16 protein-coding genes and 1 pseudogene are annotated in these 20,828 nt (G+C 64.7%); 12 read left to right on the top strand and 5 right to left on the bottom strand.

Annotated elements, in window-relative coordinates; all coding sequences use genetic code 11:
* Positions 1–25 precede the first annotated feature (25 nt).
* From AC07Y9_RS18795 to edd, 3 genes are all read right to left on the bottom strand, one after another.
* A complete protein-coding gene (locus tag AC07Y9_RS18795) occupies positions 26–757 on the bottom strand; it encodes a response regulator (protein ID WP_087090306.1) in 732 nt (243 codons plus the stop codon).
* A 221-nt stretch (positions 758–978) separates the two neighbouring features.
* On the bottom strand, positions 979–1,935 hold the full coding sequence (locus AC07Y9_RS18790) for a glucokinase (RefSeq protein WP_102678987.1): 957 nt from the start codon (positions 1,933–1,935) through the stop codon (positions 979–981).
* Positions 1,932–3,758 (bottom strand): phosphogluconate dehydratase, encoded by a 1,827-nt coding sequence (gene edd, locus AC07Y9_RS18785; RefSeq protein WP_087090301.1) that lies wholly within the window; start codon positions 3,756–3,758, stop codon positions 1,932–1,934. The genes AC07Y9_RS18790 and edd overlap by 4 nt, the downstream gene beginning before the upstream one ends.
* A gap of 223 nt (positions 3,759–3,981) precedes the next feature.
* Here edd and gap point away from each other — a divergent pair, with 223 nt between their 5' ends.
* The 10 genes and pseudogenes from gap (at position 3,982) to AC07Y9_RS18735 (ending at position 15,161) form a co-directional block, all read left to right on the top strand.
* Positions 3,982–4,986, top strand: a complete 1,005-nt coding sequence (gene gap, locus AC07Y9_RS18780; RefSeq protein WP_007926310.1) for a type I glyceraldehyde-3-phosphate dehydrogenase — start codon at positions 3,982–3,984, stop codon at positions 4,984–4,986.
* A 129-nt stretch (positions 4,987–5,115) separates the two neighbouring features.
* The gene (locus AC07Y9_RS18775) at positions 5,116–5,580 is read left to right on the top strand and encodes a methylglyoxal synthase (RefSeq protein ID WP_102678988.1); all 465 of its coding nucleotides are present in this window, start codon (positions 5,116–5,118) and stop codon (positions 5,578–5,580) included.
* Positions 5,581–5,653: 73 nt separating this feature from the next.
* Entirely contained in the window at positions 5,654–6,172 is a 519-nt protein-coding gene (locus AC07Y9_RS18770) for an RNA polymerase sigma factor (RefSeq protein WP_053262364.1), read from the top strand.
* A 103-nt stretch (positions 6,173–6,275) separates the two neighbouring features.
* Positions 6,276–7,259 (top strand): FecR family protein, encoded by a 984-nt coding sequence (locus AC07Y9_RS18765; protein WP_102678989.1) that lies wholly within the window; start codon positions 6,276–6,278, stop codon positions 7,257–7,259.
* A gap of 121 nt (positions 7,260–7,380) precedes the next feature.
* Entirely contained in the window at positions 7,381–9,978 is a 2,598-nt protein-coding gene (locus AC07Y9_RS18760; RefSeq protein WP_102678990.1) for a TonB-dependent receptor, read from the top strand.
* Positions 9,979–10,129: 151 nt separating this feature from the next.
* The gene (locus tag AC07Y9_RS18755) at positions 10,130–10,738 is read left to right on the top strand and encodes a biliverdin-producing heme oxygenase (protein WP_097134767.1); all 609 of its coding nucleotides are present in this window, start codon (positions 10,130–10,132) and stop codon (positions 10,736–10,738) included.
* Positions 10,739–10,874: 136 nt separating this feature from the next.
* Positions 10,875–11,276, top strand: coding sequence for a YbaN family protein (locus AC07Y9_RS18750; protein WP_007926296.1), 402 nt, complete (start codon positions 10,875–10,877; stop codon positions 11,274–11,276).
* A gap of 218 nt (positions 11,277–11,494) precedes the next feature.
* Positions 11,495–12,775 (top strand): annotated as a pseudogene (locus AC07Y9_RS18745) (methyl-accepting chemotaxis protein); the annotation flags it as partial.
* 102 nt (positions 12,776–12,877) lie between these two features.
* Positions 12,878–13,633, top strand: coding sequence for a methyl-accepting chemotaxis protein (locus AC07Y9_RS18740; RefSeq protein ID WP_370686812.1), 756 nt, complete (start codon positions 12,878–12,880; stop codon positions 13,631–13,633).
* A 178-nt stretch (positions 13,634–13,811) separates the two neighbouring features.
* Complete coding sequence (locus AC07Y9_RS18735; RefSeq protein ID WP_102678992.1) at positions 13,812–15,161, top strand: CoA transferase; 1,350 nt, start codon at positions 13,812–13,814, stop codon at positions 15,159–15,161.
* Positions 15,162–15,339: 178 nt separating this feature from the next.
* Here the strand turns inward: AC07Y9_RS18735 and AC07Y9_RS18730 are convergent, their stop codons facing one another.
* Positions 15,340–16,197 (bottom strand): DNA-3-methyladenine glycosylase family protein, encoded by an 858-nt coding sequence (locus tag AC07Y9_RS18730; RefSeq protein ID WP_102678993.1) that lies wholly within the window; start codon positions 16,195–16,197, stop codon positions 15,340–15,342.
* Positions 16,194–17,621: an arginine-ornithine antiporter gene (gene arcD / locus AC07Y9_RS18725; RefSeq protein WP_102678994.1), complete on the bottom strand. Its 1,428-nt coding sequence runs from the start codon at positions 17,619–17,621 to the stop codon at positions 16,194–16,196. The genes AC07Y9_RS18730 and arcD (AC07Y9_RS18725) overlap by 4 nt, the downstream gene beginning before the upstream one ends.
* 448 nt (positions 17,622–18,069) lie before the next feature.
* Between arcD (AC07Y9_RS18725) and arcD (AC07Y9_RS18720) the strand changes: the two genes are divergently transcribed.
* The gene (gene arcD / locus AC07Y9_RS18720) at positions 18,070–19,497 is read left to right on the top strand and encodes an arginine-ornithine antiporter (protein WP_087090280.1); all 1,428 of its coding nucleotides are present in this window, start codon (positions 18,070–18,072) and stop codon (positions 19,495–19,497) included.
* Between the two features lie 36 nt (positions 19,498–19,533).
* Positions 19,534–20,790 (top strand): arginine deiminase, encoded by a 1,257-nt coding sequence (arcA, locus tag AC07Y9_RS18715; protein ID WP_007926270.1) that lies wholly within the window; start codon positions 19,534–19,536, stop codon positions 20,788–20,790.
* Positions 20,791–20,828 lie beyond the last annotated feature (38 nt).

Below are 20,828 nucleotides of genomic sequence, written 5' to 3'. Positions count from 1 at the left end.
CCGCGCCAGCAACTTGCGCGGCCACTCAGTGAGCATTGCCGGCAACCACATTGGCTGCCAACTGGTAACCGCTGCCGCGCACGGTACGGATCAGCCGCGGCGGTTTCTCGGTGTCGCGCAGGCGCTGGCGCAGGCGGCTGACCGCCATGTCGACGATACGGTCCAGGGGCATCAGTTCTCGGCCGCGGGTGGCATTGCCGATGGTGTCGCGGTCGAGGATTTCCTGGGGGTGGTCGAGGAACAGCTTGAGCAGGGCGAAGTCGGCGCCGGAGAGGATCACTTCCTCGCCGTCGTTGTGGAACAGCCGGTGGCTGACCATGTCCAGGCGCCATTCGTCGAAGCACAGCACCTCGCCACCGGTGCGCTCCTGGCCGAACTGCGCACGGCGCAACAGGGCCTTGATCCGCGCCTGCAACTCGCGAGGGCTGAAGGGCTTGCCCAGGTAATCGTCGGCCCCCAGCTCCAGGCCGATCACCCGGTCGGCTTCGTCGGAGCTGGCGGTGAGCATGATGATCGGCACCTGGCCGACCCGCGGATGCTGGCGAATCCAGCGGCACAGGCTGAAGCCGTCTTCGTCCGGCAGCATCACGTCGAGAATCACCAGGTCGCTCGGCGCCTCGTTCAGCGCCTGGCGAAAGCCGGCGCCGTTGGGCGTGCTGCGGACCTGGAAGCCGGCGCGACTGAGGTAGGTCTCCAGCAGCTCGCGGATTTCCTGATCGTCATCAACCAACAAGATCGACTTACTGACTGAACTCACGCGGGCCGTCCTTTGTTGTTATGGATGGGGCCGGATTATGCCTTACCGATCAACGAAACGTAGATACCAAGGCTCTGTAGCCGCTGCCGAGCCTGCGAGGCTGCGATCGACCTGGGCGGCATTCCGACGAAGCGGGCGCAGGGATTTAAAGATCGCTGAAGGCCTTCGGCCTTATCGCAGCCTCGCAGGCTCGGCAGCGGCTACGGATGTAGTGCACTGGATCAGGCGAACGCCTGCTCCAGCGCCACCCCGGCACCGGTCAGGCCCGAGTACGGCGCCGTCACCAGCCACACCGGAATGCCCTTGAAGTAATCGCTCATGCAGCCCTTGTCGGCAAAACAACGGGCAAAACCGCTTTCGACGAAAAAGTCGGCGAACCGCGGGATCACCCCACCAACGATGTACACGCCACCGCGCCCACCCGTGGTCAACACGTTGTTGCCCGCCACCCGGCCCAGCCAGCAGCAGAACTGCTCGAGCACTTCCAGGGCGATGGGGTCGCCGGCCAGGCCCGCGGCGGTGATGGCTTCCGGGGTATCGAGCAACGGCTCGTGCCCGTCCACCGCGCAGATCGCCCGGTACACCCGGGGCAAGCCGCCGCCGCTGAGCGCGGTCTCGGCGCTGACGTGGCCGATCTCGCTGTAGAGGTGCTGCCACAACTGGGTTTCCCGCGGGCTGCTCAACGGCAGGTCGACATGCCCGCCCTCGCCCGGCAAGGCGGCCCAGCGGCCTTCGCCCAGATCCAGCAGGGTGCCGACGCCCAGGCCGGTGCCCGGCCCGATCACCACCGCCGGGCGCAACGGCTCGGCGGTGCCTTCGCAAACCACCCGGAACTCGCCGGGCTGCAGGCGGGTCATGCCCAGGGCCATGGCCGAGAAGTCATTGACCAGCAGCAGCTCATCGACCTGCAAGGTCTGGCAGAAGGCCTTGCGGCTCAGGCGCCAGTGGTTGTTGGTAAAACGAAATTCGTCGCCGCCGACCGGGCCGGCCACCGACAGGCACACCGCGCCGATCGCACCCGGCGCCAGGCCGAGACCGCCCAGGTAGACGCCGATGGCTTCTTCCGGGCTGGCGTGGTCCGCCGTCGCCAGCACCTGGATCGACTCCAGGCGCTGGTCTTTCCACAACGCAAAACGCGCATTGGTTCCACCAATGTCACCGACCAGCGCTAACTTCACTTAAGGTTCTCCAGGGCAGAGGTAAAGGCGCTGGCGCCCTGCTCCGCCGAGCTGAAGGCCATGCGCATGAAACCGAACAATTCGCGGCCGCTGCCGACGTTGTTGCCCAGCAGGCCCTTGGCCGGCTCGCGGGCGGCGAATTCGTCGGCGTCTACCTTAAGCTCCAGCGTGCCCTTTACGCCATCCACGCGAATGATGTCGCCGTCGCGTACTCGCGCCAGCGCGCCGCCGACCTGGGCTTCCGGGCTGACGTGGATCGCCGCCGGGATCTTGCCCGAGGCCCCGGACATGCGCCCGTCGGTGACCAGCGCGACCTTGAAGCCGCGGTCCTGCAACACGCCGAGGAACGGCGTCATCTTGTGCAGTTCCGGCATGCCGTTGGAGCGCGGGCCCTGGAAGCGCATCACCGCCACGAAGTCTTTCTCCAGCTCGCCGGCCTTGAACGCATCGGCCAGGTCCTGCTGGTCCTGGAACACCACCGCCGGCGCTTCGACGATCTGGTGCTGCAGCGCCACGGCGGAGACTTTCATCACCCCGCGACCGAGGTTGCCTTCCATCACCCGCAGGCCGCCTTCCGGCGAGAACGCGCGGGCCACCGGGCGCAGGATGTTTTCGTCGAGGCTTTCGATCGGGCCGTCGCGCCACACCAGCTTGCCGTTGTCCAGGAAGGGTTCCTGGGTGTAGCGGCTCAGGCCACGGCCGGCCACGGTGTTGACGTCTTCGTGGAGCAGGCCGGCTTCCAGCAGTTCGCGGATCAGGAACGCCATGCCACCCGCGGCCTGGAAGTGGTTGATGTCGGCCTTGCCGTTCGGATAGACGTGGGACAGGGTCGGCACCACCTCGGAGAGGTCGGCCATGTCCTGCCAGGTCAGCTGGATGCCCGCGGCCTGAGCGATCGCCGGCATGTGCAGGGTGTGGTTGGTCGAACCGCCAGTGGCGTGCAGGGCAACGATGGAGTTGACCAGCGAACGCTCGTCGACGATCTCGCCGATCGGCGTGAAGTTGCCGCTCTGCGCGGTCAGGCGGGTGACCTGCTGCGCCGCCTCATGGGTCAGGGCATCGCGCAGTGGCGTGTAAGGGTTGACGAAGGACGCGCCCGGCAAGTGCAGGCCCATGACTTCCATCAGCAGCTGGTTGGTGTTGGCTGTGCCGTAGAAGGTGCAGGTGCCCGGGCTGTGGTAGGACTTCATCTCCGATTCCAGCAGCTCTTCGCGGGTCGCCTTGCCCTCGGCGTAACGCTGGCGCACGTCGGCCTTTTCCTTGTTGGAAATGCCCGAAGGCATCGGCCCGCCCGGGACGAAGATGGTCGGCAGGTGGCCGAAGCGCAGCGCGCCCATCATCAGGCCCGGGACGATCTTGTCGCAGATGCCGAGCATCAGCGCGGCGTCGAACATGTTGTGGGACAAGGCCACCGCGGTGGACAGCGCGATCACCTCGCGGCTCGGCAGGCTCAGCTCCATGCCGGCCTCGCCCTGGGTCACGCCATCGCACATGGCGGGGGTGCCGCCGGCGAACTGGCCGACCGAGCCCATCTCGCGCAGGGCCTTCTTGATCTGTTCGGGAAAGTGCTCATACGGCTGGTGCGCCGAGAGCATGTCGTTATATGACGAAACAATTGCCACGTTGGCGGCATTCATCATGCGCAGGCTGTGCTTGTCTTCCGAGCCGCAGCCGGCAACGCCGTGGGCGAAGTTCGCACACTGCAGCTTGCCCCGTTGCGGGCCATCGCTGGCGGCGCCGCGGATCAGGGCGAGGTAAGCCTCGCGAGTGGCGCGACTGCGGGCGACAAGCCGTTCGGTGACCTCAAGAACGCGGGGATGCATGTGTAGAACTCCAGGCTAACGGATGTGGCGACCTGTTTGTCTATGCTGGTCAAAACGCCCGCGGCACAGGGGATGGCAGAGGGTTTCTTGACCATTTGGACCAGTTGATTCAGGTCACTCGTTGTAGATAAAACAAAATATTGCCATCAAAAAGGCTTGTTTTCTATTTTTTTGCGAATAATCTTGTAATTCCAACAACAAAACTACGGCAGGCGCTTTTCTAATGACTCTACGAATCGCAATCAATGGTTTTGGCCGCATCGGCCGCAACGTCCTGCGCGCACTTTATACCCAAGGCTATCGTCAGGATCTGCAGATCGTCGCCATCAACGATCTGGGTGATAGCTCGATCAATGCCCACCTGCTCAAATACGACACCGTCCACGGCACCTTCGATGCCGAGGTGCAGCACGATCAGGAAAGCCTGACCGTCAACGGCGACCGGATCGCCGTCAGCGCCATCCGCAATCCGGCCGAACTGCCCTGGGCCGCCGAGAAGATTGACGTAGTATTCGAATGCACCGGCCTGTTCACCGACCGTGCCAAGGCCGCCGCCCATCTCAGCGCCGGCGCCCGCAAAGTGATTATTTCCGCCCCGGCCAAAGGCGCCGACGCCACCGTGGTGTATGGCGTGAACCACGACATTCTGCGCCAGTCGCACCAGATCATTTCCAACGCTTCGTGCACCACCAATTGCCTGGCGCCGGTGGCCCAGGTGCTGAACCGCGAGCTGGGCATCGAAAGCGGGCTGATGACCACCATCCACGCCTACACCAACGACCAGAACCTGACCGACGTCTACCACAGCGATCCGTACCGCGCCCGCTCGGCCACCCAGAACATGATCCCGAGCAAGACCGGCGCGGCCGAAGCCGTGGGCCTGGTGCTGCCGGAGCTGGCGGGCAAGCTGACCGGCATGGCGGTGCGCGTCCCGGTGATCAACGTATCGCTGGTGGACCTGACCGTGCAGCTCAAGCGCAACACCACCGCCGAGGAGGTCAACGCCCTGCTCAAGAGCGCCAGCCAGCACTCGAAGATCCTCGGCTACAACAGCCTGCCGCTGGTTTCCAGCGACTTCAACCACAACCCGCTGTCGTCGATCTTCGACGCCAATCACACCAAGGTCAGCGGCGGCAAGCTGCTCAAGGTCCTGGCCTGGTACGACAACGAGTGGGGCTTCTCCAACCGCATGCTGGATAACTGCCTGGCCCTGTGCAGCGCCGAGTAAACCCACGGCCTGCGGCGCGGGAGCTGCCGCAGGCTGCGATCTTTTGATCTTCACATTCGAGGTTCAAGCGCGCAAAGATCGCAGCCTCGGCAGCTCCTGCAGACTCTCTCCCTCCCGGAGCCACCACCGATGATCGGTATCAGCTTCACCCAGGCCAGCATGGCGGCGCGCAAGCGCATCGCCCTGGTGGCCCACGACCATTGCAAGAGTTTCCTCCTCGACTGGGCCGAGCGACAGAAAGACCGGCTCGCCGAGCACGACCTGCTGGCCACCGGCACCACCGGCCAGTTGCTGCACCAGCGCCTCGGCCTGCCGGTGGAAAGCATGATCAGCGGCCCCCTGGGCGGCGACCAGCAACTCGGCGCGCGGATCGCCGAGCAGCGGGTGGACATGCTGGTGTTCTTCTGGGACCCCTTCGAACCCCAGCCCCACGATCCGGACATCAAGGCCCTGCTACGGGTCGCGGCGGTCTGGAACATTCCCGTGGCCTGCAACGAATGCAGCGCCGACTACCTGCTCAGCAGCCCGCTGATGGAGCAGGCGCACAACTACCGGATTCCGGACTACCCGGCCTACCTCTCCGGGCGTCGATGATTCACTCAGGGCTTGACCTTCGACGTAGATGATAAGCATTATCATCTGCTGAAAAAATCAGCCAGGTCCTGTTGTGAGCCAATCCCGCTTCAATCACGTCTTTCTCACCCAGCGCGTTTCGCTGCTGCGCACGCTGGAGCGGATGGTCAACAACCACAGCACCGCCGAGGACCTGCTGCAGGAAACCTACCTGCGGGTGACCCGGGCCCTGAGCGAACGGGCCATCGAGCACCTCGAACCCTTCGTCTTCCAGACCGCCCGCAACCTGGCGCTCGACCATCTGCGCGCGCGACGCATCCAAGCCCGCACCCTGCTCGAAGACGTGCCGGTGGACGTGGTCGAAAGCGTGGCCGCGCCCCTGAGCAGCGCCGAGGATGCCGCCCATGCCGAACAGTTGCTGGAACGCCTGAACATGAGCCTTGCCCAACTCAGCCCGCGCCAACAGCAGATCTTCATCCTCAGCCGCCTGCACGGCCACAGCTACCTGGAAATCGCCGAGAAGCTCGAGGTCTCCCAGAGCACCGTGCAAAAGGAACTGAAGCTGATCATGGCCATCTGTATCGGCGTCGCCGAGCGCTTGAACGGTCATTGAGGCCCAGCCGGACGGGCGTCAGCCGCAGCCCTTTGCTACCCTTGACCGCCCTGCGCTCTCCATCTAAAAAACAGCCGTGCACAGACACAGCCGAGGAACACCCGTGACGGACATCCACCGCACCCAGCCGACCGCCCAGGACGGGGAAACAGCCACTCGCCGTACTGCGGATCAGGCCATGGACCAGGCCCTGGACTGGCTGATCCTGCTGGAGAACCCGAGCCCCGAGCAGACCCGGCAATTCCATGACTGGTTGAACGCCTCGCCCCTGCACAGCGCAGCCTTCGACAAGGCCCAGGCGATCTGGAACGGTCCGCAAGTGGTGCGCTGCGCGCAAAACCTGGACACGCAAAAACCCAAGCTCAGCCTGCTGTCGCGCCTGCGTCCGCACTGGCGGCCCCTGGCGACCGCGGCGGTGCTGATCCTCGGTTTGTTCAGTTTCAGCAACCTGCCCCTGCGCCTGCAGGCCGATCACCTGACCGTGGTCGGCGAGCGCCAGCGCCTGCAACTGGAGGACGGCTCGAAAGTCCTGCTCAACACCAACTCGGCCTTCTCCAGCAGCATCGACGAGCGCCAGCGCGTGGCCCGCCTGTACCAGGGCGAAGCCTTCTTCGAGATCCCCGCCAGCCGCGGCCAGCCGCTGGAACTCGACGCCGGCCCGGTACGCGCCAGCGTGCGCGACACCGCCTTCGCCGTGCGTTACCTGGACGGCGTGGCCCAGGTGCGGGTGCAGCGCGGCGATGTCGACCTGCGCGCCACCCACGACGATGCCCGGGTGCGCCTGTCGGCCGGCGAAAGCATCCGCATCGGCCCCAACGGTTTCGACCGCCCGGCCAAGCTCGACCTCGACAAGGACCTGGCCTGGGTCCAGGGCCGGCTGGTGTTCGAGAACTGCCCGCTGAACCAGGTGCTGGCCGAATTGCGTCGGTATTACCCGGGCTGGATCGTCAACAACAACGAGCGCCTGGCCGATGTCGCGGTCACCGGCAATTACCGCCTCGACCAACCGCTGGACGTGGTGCGCTCCCTGGCTCACATCACCTCGGCGCGCCTGCAGGAATTCCCGGCGCTGGTCATCCTCAACTAAAGCGCATTTATTTTTACGCGATCGCTGTCGGTCGTTCGTCTCGTTATAGCCAATGCAATTGATTCGCATTAATCATGAGAATCAGCACCTATAAAGATTCGTGCGACACGGAGCGCTATCGATGTCCTCTCGCCTCAACAGCCGGTCCTCTTCATCCTCCCGCCAGGCCCGCCTGCAGAACTGCACGCTGTCCCTGCTGACCGCCGCCATCCTGCTGGCCGGGACCGCGCCAGTCATGGCCGCCACCGCCGGGGCCAAGACCCTGCCAGCACGCAACATGGGCGACTACAGCTTCGCCATCGACCAGCAACCGCTGGTGTCGGCGCTGAACGCCTTTACCGCCGTCACCGGCTGGCAGGTCGGCCTGACGGCGGAACTGGGCGAAGGCATCGCTTCCCCGGGCGTGCGCGGTTCGCTGCCACCGGAAAAAGCCCTGGACCGCCTGCTGATGGGCACCAACCTGAGCTACCGCAAGCTGGGCGCCAACAACATAGTCCTGGAAAAACGCGCCAGCGGCGGCGCCCTGAACCTGCAACAGGTGACCATCAGCGCCACGCGCCAGGAACAGGACGTCAGCAGCGTGCCCAGCACCGTGACCGTGCATGACCGCCAGGACCTGGACCGCAACAACGTCAACACCATCAAGGATCTGGTGCGCTACGAGCCGGGCGTTTCGGTCGGCGGAGCCGGCCAGCGCGGCGGTGGCATCAGCGGCTACAACATCCGCGGCATCGACGGCGACCGTATCCTGACCCAGGTCGACGGCGTGGAGATTCCCAACGGCTTCTTCAACGGCCCCTATGCCAAGACCCAGCGCAATTACGTCGACCCGGAAATCATCAAGCGCGTGGAGATCCTCCGCGGCCCGGCCTCGGTGCTGTACGGCAGCAACGCCATCGGCGGCGCGGTCAGCTACTTCACCCTCGACCCGGACGACATCATCAAGCCCGGTAAAGACGTCGGCGCGCGCCTGAAGACCGGCTACAGCTCGGCCGACGACAGCTGGCTGAAATCCGCCACTGTGGCCGGGCGCAGTGGTCAGTTCGACGGCCTGCTGCACTTCAGCCAGCGCGACGGCCACGAGACCGACTCCTATGGCAGCCACAACGGCACCGGCCTGGCGCGTACCGCCGCCAACCCGGAAGACGTGCGCACCAGCAACGTGCTGGCCAAGGCCGGCTGGAACTATGCCGACGACGCGCGCCTGGGCCTGACCTACGAGAAGTACAAGGACGACCGCGACACCAACCAGAAGAGCGCCGTGGGCGGCCCGTTCAACGCCGGCCAACCGCTGGGCATGTACCGCTCGCGCACCGGTAACGACACCATCACCCGCGAACGCTTCGGCCTGGACAACAACTTCGCCCTCGACAGCCTTCTGGCCGACCACGTGAAGTGGAGCCTGAACTACCAGATCGCCAAGACCGACCAGAGCACCCTGGAAAACTACTTCCCGTTCAGCCGCAACGTCATGCGCAGCCGCGAAACCCTCTACCAGGAAAAACAGTGGGTCTTCGACGCCCAGGCCGACAAGGCCTTCGCCATCGGTGAAACCGAGCACCTGCTGACCTACGGCACCACCATCAAGCAGGAAAAGGTCACCGGCTCGCGCAGTGGCAGCGGCACCTGCCTGGCGGTCGGTCGCGGTTGCACAGCGGTCGGCGCCATCAGCCCCTCCGACGTGCTGAAGAAGTCCAGCGACTTCCCCGACCCGACCATCAACACCTACAGCCTGTTCGCCCAGGACCAGATCAGCTGGAACCAGTGGACCTTCCTGCCGGGCCTGCGCTACGACTACACCCAGCTCAAACCGCACATCACCCAGGAGTTCCTCAACACCGTGGCCGCCGATGGCAATGGTGAGGTGAGCGACCAGAACAAGACCTGGCACCGGGTATCGCCCAAGTTCGGCCTGACCTATGCCCTGAGCGACCAGTACACCTGGTACGGCCAGTACGCCGAAGGTTTCCGCACCCCGACCGCCAAGGCGCTGTACGGCCGCTTCGAGAACACCACCACCGGTTACCGCGTGGCGCCGAACTCGAACCTCAAGCCGGAGAAAAGCCAGAGCTATGAAACCGGCCTGCGCGGCAACTTCGAGTCCGGCAACTTCGACGTGGCGGTGTTCTATAACAAGTACCGCGACTTCATCAACGAAGACGCGGTGACCCCGGGCTACGACGAACTGACGTTCCAGAGCAACAACATCAAGCACGCCACCATCAAGGGCGTGGAAGTCAAAGGCCGGCTCAACCTCGACGCCCTGGGCGCGCCGCAGGGCCTGTACACCCAGGGTTCGGTGGCCTATGCCTACGGTCGCAACAACGACACCGGCGAACCCTTGAACGCAGTCAACCCGCTGACCGGCGTGTTCGGCCTGGGCTACGACCAGGACCACTACGGCGCCCTGCTCAGCTGGACCCTGGTGAAGAAAAAGGACCGCGTCGACAGCAGCAGCTTCAAGACCCCGGACGGCACCAGCAGCCAGTTCAAGACCCCGGGCTACGGCGTGCTCGACCTGACCGGCTTCTACAAGGTCAGCGACGACGTCACCGTCAGCGCCGGTATCTACAACCTGGCCGACAAGAAGTACTGGCTGTGGGATGACGTGCGCGGCTACGACAGCGTCGGCGAAGCCGCCGTGCTCAGCCCGGCCAACCTCGACCGCCTGACCCAGCCGGGCCGCAACTTCGCGGTCAACCTGATCTGGGACATCTGACCCGGCCTGCCTCACTGCGCTTTTCGATGGGGCGCAGTGAGGATTTTTTACTGTGCCGCGTCTACTTGTTCGTCTAGTTAGCAAGTGCTTCTCATTTCAAGCCGCTCTTATTTTTAAGCAGCTCTCATTTCCATTGACCAAGGACATCGTCATGACCACCCAGGATTCCCCGCAGCGCCCGAGCCTGCGCTCCCAGCGCCTGAACCAGATCACCCACGAACCCCATGCCAGGCTCGACGCCCTGGTCAAGGCCCACGCGCCATTCGAAAGCGCCAGCAGCTTTGCCCGCTTCGTCGTCGCCCAGTACCTGTTCCAGTCCGAACTGGTCGCCCTGTACAACGACCCGGCGCTGATCGCCATCGTCCCGGACCTGGCAGAACGTTGCCGCGCCGAAGCGGCCAAGGCCGACCTGGCGGACCTGGAGACCGAAGTCCCGGCCCCGGTGGCGGGCGCGGTGCAGAACCCGAGCAAGGCCGAAGCCCTGGGCTGGCTGTTCGTCTCCGAGGGCTCCAAGCTCGGCGCGGCGTTCCTGATCAAGCGCGCGGTGGGCCTGGGCCTCGGCGAAACCTTCGGTGCCCGGCACCTGGGCGAGCCGGCCGGCGGTCGCGCCGAAGGCTGGAAAACCTTCACCCGCACCCTCGATGGCTTGGCGTTCAGTGCCGAAGAGGAAGCCGCGGCGGAAAAAGGCGCGCTGGATGCCTTCAACCGCTTTACCGTGCTGCTGGAAAAGGCCTACGACACGGCGCCTGAACTGGCCTGATTTTTTCGCCGGCCCCCTCGTTCCTGTATTGAAGGCGTAGACTCACGCCCGCTGCAGGAACGAACCCGCTGGCGTCAGCCGTTATTCCCACCCCTTGTGGATTGAGCCCCATGCTCGTCACCTCATCATCGAACCCATGACCGGCACAACCCGATCCCCGTCCAAGGCCTCCCGCCTGTTCTTCGGTTGCCTGGCTTACATCAGCCTGGCCATCGGCCTGATCGCCATCGTCGTCCCCGGCCTGCCGACCACCGAGTTCGTGCTCCTCGCCGCCTGGGCCGCGACCAAGAGCTCGCCACGCCTGAGCGCCTGGATGGAAAACCATCGCCTGTTCGGCCCCATCCTGAGCAACTGGCGCAACGGCCGGATCGTCAGCCGCCGGGCCAAGGTCAGCGCCACCGTCAGCATGCTGCTGTGCGCCGGCCTGATGCTGAGCCTGCTCAACCATCACTGGACCCTGTACCTGGCACTGGCCGGCATGGGCCTGGGCAACCTGTGGATCTGGTCGCGCCCGGAGGCTCTGGCCCAGGCCTCTTGATTCCTCTGCAAGAGCAGCCGGTCGACGTTCGGCTGCTCGCGACATGCCCTCCAGCGAAATCGCCCTCCTCCTCGTTTATGTCAAACACATGACCGCTCGTCGGCTTTTTCTCAGACAAATGCCGCCCAAGCCGATGTTCCGGGCATGGCGCTGAATGGACTTGGCGACCGGAGTCATCCGACTCACCGCTCACCCCTATCCATTCGCGAGATCGCCCCATGTTCGACTCTCTGTCCATTCGCCTGAAAATCGTGCTGTTGTCCGGACTCTGCCTGCTCGGTGTGGTGGGCCTGATCGTCGGGATGAACATCTACCAGACCAACCAAAACGATCAATTGGTCAGCAGCTCCAGCTCGCGAATGCTCACCGACAGCGTGCAGAACCTGCTGCAGGCCCGGGCCGCCGAGCAGGCGGTGCGGGTACAGAAAACCTTTGGCGAGAGCCTGCTGGTGATCACCGCCCTGGCCGACCAGATCAACGACCTGCGGGCCATGGCCGGCAAGCGTTCGTTGGACGCCGCGGCGCTACGTGAAGAGCTCAACCACAGCCTGAAAACCGCCTTCGAACGCAACACCAAGGTGCTGGGCATCTGGCTCGCCTACGAGCCCAACGCCCTCGACGGCAAGGACAGCGAGTTCGCCAACGATGCCGGCCACGCCTCCAACGAAGCCGGGCGCTTCGCCAGTTACTGGAGCCGTGCCGGCGGCACCGGGCTGAACACGGTGATGGTCGAAGAGGACATGAACAAGACCACCCTGAGCGTCAGCGGCACCCCCTACAACAGCTGGTACACCTGCCCGCGCGACAGCAAGCGCACCTGCCTGCTGGACCCCTACGCCGATACCGTGGGCGGCAAGCTGATGCTGATGACCACCATTTCCCTGCCGCTGATCGTCGACGGCAAAGTCATAGGCGTGGTCGGCGTGGACATCGCCCTGGATGCCCTGCAGGCCGCGGCCGCCGACTCCCAGCGCGGGTTGTTCGACGGCGCCGGACACATGCTGATCGTCGCCGGCAGCGGCATCCTCGCCGCCTACAGCAACGATGCGGCCAAGGTCGGCAAAGGCATCGCCGACACCCTCGGCGCCGAAGGCAGGGATGTGCTGCAACTGCTGGCCGGCAATACCCCGAAAATCCTCAAGCAGGGCGACCTGATCCGCGCCGTGTATCCGGTCAGCCCGATTGCCGATGCCCGCCCATGGGGCGTGGTGATCGACCTGCCGGAGCAAGTGCTGCTGGCCGACACGGTGAAACTGCAGGGCGTGCTCGACGACGCCCAGGCCCAGGGCACCCTGGTGTCGCTGCTGGTGGCGGCGGTCGCCGGCGTGATCGGCCTGCTGCTGATCTGGCTGACGGCCTCCGGCGTGACCCGGCCGATCAACAGCGTGGCGCAGATGCTCAAGGAAATCGCCAGCGGCGACGGCGACCTGACCCAACGCCTGAAGTACGGCAAGCAAGACGAACTGGGCGAGCTGGTGGGCTGGTTCAACCGCTTCCTCGACAAGCTGCAACCGACCATCGCGCAGATCAAGCAGAGCATCACCGACGCCCGCGGCACCGCCGACCAGTCCTCGGAGATCGCCCGCCAGACCAGCGAAGGCATGCAGGTGCAGTTCCGCGAAATCGACCAGGTGGCCACAGCCTCCAACGAAATGAGCGCCACCGCCCACGACGTCGCCAACAGTGCCTCGAACGCCGCCAACGCCGCCCGTGGCGCCGACCAGTCGGCCAAGGACGGCATGACTATCATCGAGCGCAGCACCCGCGACATCAGCACCCTGGCCGAGGAGGTCAGCAAGGCGGTGGTCGAGGTCGAGGCCCTGGCGGTCAACAGCGAACAGATCGGTTCGGTGCTGGAAGTGATCCGCAGCATTGCCGAGCAGACCAACCTGCTGGCCCTCAACGCCGCCATCGAAGCGGCGCGCGCCGGGGAAAGCGGCCGCGGCTTTGCCGTGGTCGCCGACGAGGTGCGCAACCTGGCCAAGCGCACCCAGGACTCGGTGGAAGAGATCCGCCTGGTGATCGAACGCATCCAGAGCGGCACCCGGGGAGTGGTGGCGACCATGCATTCGAGCCAGGCCCAGGCCCAGAGCAACGCCGGGCAGATCCAGCAAGCGGTGCAGGCCCTGGGCAAGATCAGCGACGCGGTCACGGTGATCAGCGACATGAACCTGCAGATCGCCAGCGCCGCCGAACAGCAGAGCGCGGTGGCCGAAGAGGTCAACCGCAACGTTTCGGCGATCCGCAGCGTGACCGAATCCCTCACCGAGCAGGCCACCGAATCGGCCCAGGTCAGCAGCCAGCTCAACGCCCTGACCACCCAGCAGATGAAGCTGATGGACCAGTTCCGCGTTTGACCTTGCCCCTGATTCTGTAGGAGCGAAGCTTGCTCGCGATGGTCGCCAACGATGACGCGCACTCACTGGCTCAACGCGGCGCTCTCCGGTTCATCGCGAGCAAGCTTCGCTCCTACGGGGGGCTGCGGCGCTTCACTTTTTTGATCTATGCTGCCCCCTCTCTTGCGGAGGGCCTGCAATGACCGATGTGCTGTCGTCTGTTCAAGCCGCGCTGGGCTTGCCTCGTACCCCGATTGCCATGACCTCGAGCGGCGCCCTGCCCTCGGCCTTCGCCGTGACCGAACTGGCCAGCGCCAGCATCGCCGCGGCCGGCCAGGCGGCGGCCGAGCTGCTGCTCAGCCAGACCGGGCGCCTGCCCACCCTGAGCGTCGACCAACGCCTGGCCTCCTTCTGGTTCGCCACCTCCCTGCGCCCGCGGGGCTGGAGCGTGCCGCCGCTGTGGGACCCGGTCGCCGGCGACTACGCCACCCAGGACGGCTGGATTCGCCTGCACACCAACGCGCCGCATCATCGGCGGGCAGCCGAACAGGTGCTCGGCCGGGTCGCGGATCGTCCGGCCATGGCCGCCATGGTCGCACAGTGGAACAAGAGCGACCTGGAGCAGGCGGTGGTCGCCGCCGGAGGCTGCGCCGCCGAGATGCGCGGCTGGAGCGAGTGGCAAGCCCATCCCCAGGGGCAGGCCGTGAATGCCGAGCCCCTGGTGCATTACCAGACCTGCAACGCCAGCGCCGCCCAGCCCTGGCGCGGATCGCTGGCCCGGCCCCTGGCCGGGATCAAGGTGCTGGACCTGACCCGGGTGCTGGCCGGGCCCATCGCCAGCCGTTTTCTCGCCGGGCTGGGCGCCGACGTGCTGCGCATTGACCCGCCGGACTGGAACGAGCCCGGCGTAGTCCCGGAAGTCACCCTGGGCAAACGCTGCGCCCGGCTGAACCTGCACGATGTCGCCGATCGCCTGGTCTTCGAAGGCCTGTTGGGGGAAGCCGATCTGCTGCTGCACGGCTACCGCGCCGATGCCCTGGAACGCCTCGGCTACGGGGCCGCCGAACGCCAGCGCTTCGCCCCGGGGCTGATCGATGTGTGCCTGAACGCCTATGGCTGGAGCGGCCCCTGGCAGAACCGCCGCGGATTCGACAGCCTGGTGCAGATGAGCAGCGGCATTGCCGAGGCCGGCCAGCGCTGGCAGCAGGCGGATAAACCCGTGCCGCTGCCGCTGCAGGCCCTGGACCATGCCACCGGCTACCTGATGGCCGCCGCCGCGATCCGCGCCCTGACCGAACGACTGCAAACCGGGGCTGCCGGCAGCGCACGGCTGTCACTGGCGCGGACCGCCAAGCTGTTGATCGAGCACTCCAATGGCAGCGCCGAGCCCGCCTTGCGCGGCGAAGACCAGGACGATCAAGGACTGCTGGTAGAGCAGACACCCTGGGGCCCGGCCCATCGCCTGCAAGTACCCTTGCAGATCAGCGGCACGCCCCTGCAATGGGCTTACCCCGCCAGCGACCTGGGCGCCCATCGGGCAAAATGGTGAGCCTGTAACGCGTACCCCTGTAGCCGCTGCCGAGCCTGCGAGGCTGCGATCGGCCGCAAAGCGGACGTAAAGCCGCGCATTACGTCATTCACACCGCGTGCGCAGGGTTGGCGAGGACTGCGTCCTCGATCGCAGCCTCGCAGGCTCGGCAGCGGCTACAGAAATGGGGATCAGGGGGCTACAACGCCGTCCACAAATGCTGCGCCGCGTAGCCGCGCCATGGCCGCCAGGCCTCGGCGCGGGCCAGCAACTGGCTGGCGCTGACCGGTCCGCCTTCGAGCGCCGCCAGAGCGTTGAGCAGGCCCACGTCCGCCGCGGGAAAGGCGTCCGCTTCACGGAACTGGCGCAGGGCCACGTAATGCGCGGTCCAGTCGCCGACACCCCACAGCGCCCGCAAGGCCGACAGGCTGTGTTCGAGGCTGGCCTTGGGGGCAAACAGCTGCGGATCGTCGAGCAGCGCCTGCGCCACGCCGGACAGGGTTCGGCCCCGACTGCGCGGCATGCCCAGGCTCGCCAGATCGGCGCCCGCCATCCGCCCCGGCTCGGGGAACACATGGCTCAACCCCGCTGGCGCCTCCCTGCAGCTCAATGGCTGGCCATACTGCGCCACCAGCTTGCCCGCCAGGCGGATGGCCGCCACCACCGTGATCTGCTGCCCCAGCACCGCGCGCACCGCCAGCTCGAAACCGTCCCAGGCACCGGGTACGCGCAGCCCCGGCCGCGAGGCGATCAAACGGGCCATCAGCGGGTCGGCGGACAGTTGCCGGTGAATCGGCGCCAGGTCGGTATCCAGGTCCAGCAGGCGGCGGATGCGCGCAACGATCCGCGCGTGGGCCTGCGGATCGGGAAAGTGCAGGGTCAGCGCCAGTGCATCGCTGTCGCCCGGGCTCACACTGAACCAGCCGTGTACGCCATCGAGGCTGATGCTGCGCGAGTAGCGGTCGCCACTGACAGTCTCCAGCCCCTCGATGGCCCGCGCCCGGAGAAAGGCCAGCATCGCCGGCCAGTCATAGGGCGGCTGGTAAACCAGCCTCACAGCGACAGCACACCGCTGTACAGGCCATAGGCGGCCAGGGTGGCCCCAGCGACCACGCAAGCGAAAATGCCCTTCTCGATGCCGGTGAACAAGGGCTCGCCCTGCTCGCGCTTGGCCTTGGCGAACAGGATCACCCCGGGGGCATACAGCAGGGCCGACAGCAGCAGGTACTTGACCCCACCGGCGTACAACAGCCAGACCGCGTAACACAGGGCCACGCCACCGATGCACAGGTCTTTCATGCGCTCGGCCGAGGCCTGCTCGTAGGTTTCGCCGCGGCCGCTGAGCAACACCGCATAGGCCGCCGACCACAGGTAAGGCACCAGGATCATCGACGAGGCGAGGTAGATCAGGCTGGTGTAGGTCCCGGCGGAGAACAGGGTAATCAGCAGGAACACCTGGATCATGCTGTTGGTCAGCCACAGGGCGTTGACCGGCACATGGTTGGCGTTCTCCTTTTTCAGGAAGGCCGGCATGGTCCGGTCGCGGGCCGTGGCGAACAGGATCTCGGCACACAGCAGCGCCCACGACAGCAAGGCACCGAGCAGGGAAACCGCCAGGCCGACGCTGATCAGCAACGCGCCCCAGGGACCGACGATGCGCTCCAGCACCGCCGCCAGCGACGGGTTCTGCAAGGTCGCCAGTTCCGGCTGGCTCATGATCCCCAGGGACAGCACGTTGACCAGCACCAGCAGGGCCAGCACGCCGATAAAGCCGATCACCGTGGCCCGGCCGACGTCCGCACGCTTCTCGGCCCGGGCCGAATAGACGCTGGCGCCTTCGATGCCGATGAACACGAAGACCGTGACCAGCATCATGTTGCGCACCTGGTCCATCACCCCGCCAAAGTTCGGGTTGCCACGGCCCCAGATGTCGCGGGTGAAGATGTCCGCCTTGAACGCCACCGCGGCAATCACGATGAACATCACCAGCGGCACGATCTTGGCAACGGTGGTCAGCAGGTTGATGAACGCCGCTTCCTTGATCCCGCGCAGCACCAGAAAGTGCACCGCCCACAACAGGACCGAGGCGCAGGCGATGGCCACCGGGGTGTTGCCCTGGCCAAACACCGGGAAGAAATAACCCAGGGTGCTGAACAGCAGCACGAAGTAGCCGACGTTGCCCAGCCAGGCACTGATCCAGTAGCCCCAGGCGGACGAAAAACCCATGTAGTCGCCAAACCCGGCCTTGGCGTAGGCGTACACCCCGGAGTCGAGTTCAGGCTTGCGGTTGGCCAGGGTCTGGAACACGAAGGCCAGGGTCAGCATGCCCACGGCGGTGATCGCCCAACCGATAAGGATCGCCCCGGCGTCGGCCCGGGCCGCCATGTTCTGCGGCAAGGAAAAGATCCCGCCGCCAATCATCGAACCCACCACCAGGGCGATCAAGGCGCCGAGTCGCAGTTTTTGTGTGGTTTGTGGCATGCCTACCTCTGCGTCCGGTCCAATTGTCCGACAACAAACTATATGAAATTAATTAACTTCCACAGATTGGAAACGGACTAAAAGAGTCAATTATTGATCTTTTGTGGATCAATCGACATGACGAGGATCAGAACATGTTGAATAGTTTGGCTTTTTATTATGCATAAAACCTAAATGCCATCATCGCGCCGGACAGCCTTATAACTTTTTAATGAGTTGCGCATTCTTGAAAGCGGGCTAGCTTCAATCTGGCGCCAATGAGAAGACCTTTCATCCGGAACCCGAGGCCTTATGGAATGGCGCTTTCAGGCTTCCCACCGGTTTCCGCAAAGACAGCTTAAGTCGTTCATTCACAATGGAATGTAGCAATGACCTGATCTAAATCAGCTGTTCGGATTTCTCGCAGATTTACTCTGACATCTCTCTTCTCCTGCAATGGAGTCACGCAATGTCTGACACTCCCGGAAAACTACGGCTTGGTGCGTTAGTCGCCTTGGTAGTCGGCTCGATGATTGGCGGCGGGATCTTTTCCTTGCCACAAAACATGGCGGCAAGTGCCGATGTAGGCGCTGTTCTTATTGGCTGGGCTATTACCGCTGTCGGTATGTTGACACTGGCTTTCGTGTTCCAGACCCTGGCCAACCGCAAGCCTGATCTGGACGGTGGTGTCTACGCCTATGCCAAGGCCGGTTTCGGCGATTACATGGGCTTTTCTTCGGCCTGGGGCTACTGGATCAGCGCCTGGCTGGGCAACGTCGGCTACTTCGTGCTGCTGTTCAGTACCCTGGGCTATTTCTTCCCGATCTTCGGCGAGGGCAATACTCCGGCCGCGGTGATCGGCGCCTCGCTGCTGCTGTGGGCCGTGCACTTTCTGGTACTGCGCGGGATCAAGGAAGCGGCGTTCATCAACCTGGTGACCACGGTCGCCAAGGTGGTGCCGCTGCTGCTGTTCGTGCTGATCGCCCTGTTCGCCTTCAAGCTGGACATCTTCACCGCAGACATCTGGGGCGTGAAGAACCCTGACCTGGGCAGCGTGATGAACCAGGTGCGCAACATGATGCTGGTCACCGTGTGGGTGTTCATCGGCATCGAAGGCGCGAGCATCTTCTCCGCCCGCGCGGAAAAACGCTCGGACGTGGGCAAGGCCACCGTGATCGGCTTCATCACCGTGCTGCTGTTCCTGGTGCTGGTGAACGTGCTGTCCCTGGGCATCATGACCCAGCCGGAGCTGGCGAAACTGCAGAACCCGTCGATGGCGGCGGTGCTCGAGCATGTGGTCGGCCACTGGGGCGCGGTGCTGATCAGCGTCGGCCTGATCATCTCGCTGCTGGGGGCGCTGCTGTCGTGGGTGCTGCTGTGCGCGGAGATCATGTTCGCCGCGGCCAAGGACCACACCATGCCGGAGTTCCTGCGCAAGGAGAACGCCAACCACGTGCCGGTCAACGCCCTGTGGCTGACCAATGCCATGGTGCAGATCTTCCTGGTCATCACCCTGTTCTCGGCCAGTACCTACCTGTCGCTGATCTACCTCGCCACCTCGATGATCCTGGTGCCCTACCTGTGGTCGGCGGCCTATGCCGTGCTGCTGGCGGTGCGCAGCGAAACCTACGAAGCGGCCCTGGCCGAACGCAAGAAAGACCTGCTGATCGGCTCCATCGCCCTGTTCTACGCGATCTGGCTGCTGTACGCCGGCGGGGTCAAGTACCTGCTGCTCTCCGCCCTGCTCTACGCCCCCGGCGCGATCCTGTTCGCCAAGGCCAAACGGGAGTTGGGCAAACCGATTTTCACCAACGTCGAGAAGCTGATTTTCGCCGCAGTGGTCATAGGCGCCCTGTTGGCCGCCTACGGGCTCTACGACGGCTTCCTGACCCTGTAACCGCACGATTGTTTCTACCTCTGGAGGATCACGGTAATGACCACGGAAAAAGTTAAGTACGGCGTCCATTCCGAAGCCGGCAAACTGCGCAAAGTCATGGTTTGCTCCCCAGGCCTGGCCCATCAGCGGCTGACCCCGAACAACTGCGATGAACTGCTGTTCGATGATGTGATCTGGGTCAACCAGGCCAAGCGCGACCATTTCGACTTCGTCACCAAAATGCGCGAGCGTGGGATCGAAGTCCTGGAAATGCACAACCTGCTGACCGATACGGTGCACAACCCCGAAGCCCTGAAGTGGATTCTGGATCGCAAGATCACCCCCGACACCGTCGGTGTCGGCCTGACCAACGAAGTGCGCAGCTGGCTCGAAAGCCTGGAGCCACGCAAGCTGGCCGAATTCCTGATCGGCGGCGTGGCCGGCGAGGACCTGCCGGAAAGCGAAGGCGCCAGCGTGATCAAGATGTACCGCGATTACCTGGGCCACTCCAGCTTCCTGCTGCCGCCGCTGCCCAACACCCAGTTCACCCGCGACACCACCTGCTGGATCTACGGCGGCGTGACGCTCAACCCGATGTACTGGCCGGCCCGGCGCCAGGAAACCCTGCTGGCCAGCGCCATCTACAAATTCCACCCCGAGTTCGCCAACGCCGACTTCGAAGTCTGGTATGGCGACCCGGACAAGGATCACGGCCAGGCCACCCTCGAAGGCGGCGACGTCATGCCGATCGGCAATGGCGTGGTGCTGATCGGCATGGGCGAGCGAACCTCGCGCCAGGCCATCGGCCAGCTTGCGCAATCTTTGTTCGCCAAGGGCGCGGTGGAAAAAGTCGTGGTCGCCGGCCTGCCGAAATCCCGCGCGGCGATGCACCTGGACACCGTGTTCAGCTTCTGCGACCGCGACCTGGTCACGGTCTTCCCGGAAGTGGTCAAGGAAATCGTGCCGTTCGTCATCCGCCCCGACACCAGCAAGCCCTATGGCATGGACGTGCGACGGGAGAACAAATCGTTCATCGAGGTGGTGGCCGAGTCCCTGAACCTCAAGCAACTGCGCGTGGTGGAAACCGGCGGCAACAGCTTCGCCGCCGAACGCGAGCAGTGGGACGACGGCAACAACGTGGTGGCCCTGGAACCGGGCGTGGTCATCGGCTATGACCGCAACACCTACACCAACACCCTGCTGCGCAAGGCCGGCGTGGAAGTGATCACCATCAGCGCCAGCGAACTCGGCCGCGGCCGGGGCGGCGGCCACTGCATGACCTGCCCGATCGTGCGCGACCCGATCGATTACTAAACGACTTTCCCCCGGCCACACCTCTGCGGTGCTGGCCG

The organism is Pseudomonas sp. GW456-L12 (assembly GCF_059424045.1).
The sequence above is the reverse complement of the archived record's forward strand: the minus strand, read 5'-3'. Positions and strand labels throughout refer to the sequence as shown.

What these genes read in the sequence shown, in the direction of transcription:
- edd (WP_087090301.1), bottom strand. Translation starts at nt 3,758, where the DNA reads ATGCATCCCCGCGTTCTTGAGGTCACCGAACGGCTTGTCGCCCGCAGT.
- gap (WP_007926310.1), top strand. Translation starts at nt 3,982, where the DNA reads ATGACTCTACGAATCGCAATCAATGGTTTTGGCCGCATCGGCCGCAAC.
- AC07Y9_RS18775 (WP_102678988.1), top strand. Translation starts at nt 5,116, where the DNA reads ATGATCGGTATCAGCTTCACCCAGGCCAGCATGGCGGCGCGCAAGCGC.
- AC07Y9_RS18760 (WP_102678990.1), top strand. Translation starts at nt 7,381, where the DNA reads ATGTCCTCTCGCCTCAACAGCCGGTCCTCTTCATCCTCCCGCCAGGCC.
- AC07Y9_RS18755 (WP_097134767.1), top strand. Translation starts at nt 10,130, where the DNA reads ATGACCACCCAGGATTCCCCGCAGCGCCCGAGCCTGCGCTCCCAGCGC.
- AC07Y9_RS18750 (WP_007926296.1), top strand. Translation starts at nt 10,875, where the DNA reads ATGACCGGCACAACCCGATCCCCGTCCAAGGCCTCCCGCCTGTTCTTC.
- AC07Y9_RS18740 (WP_370686812.1), top strand. Translation starts at nt 12,878, where the DNA reads ATGCAGGTGCAGTTCCGCGAAATCGACCAGGTGGCCACAGCCTCCAAC.
- AC07Y9_RS18735 (WP_102678992.1), top strand. Translation starts at nt 13,812, where the DNA reads ATGACCGATGTGCTGTCGTCTGTTCAAGCCGCGCTGGGCTTGCCTCGT.
- arcD (WP_102678994.1), bottom strand. Translation starts at nt 17,621, where the DNA reads ATGCCACAAACCACACAAAAACTGCGACTCGGCGCCTTGATCGCCCTG.
- arcD (WP_087090280.1), top strand. Translation starts at nt 18,070, where the DNA reads ATGTCTGACACTCCCGGAAAACTACGGCTTGGTGCGTTAGTCGCCTTG.
- arcA (WP_007926270.1), top strand. Translation starts at nt 19,534, where the DNA reads ATGACCACGGAAAAAGTTAAGTACGGCGTCCATTCCGAAGCCGGCAAA.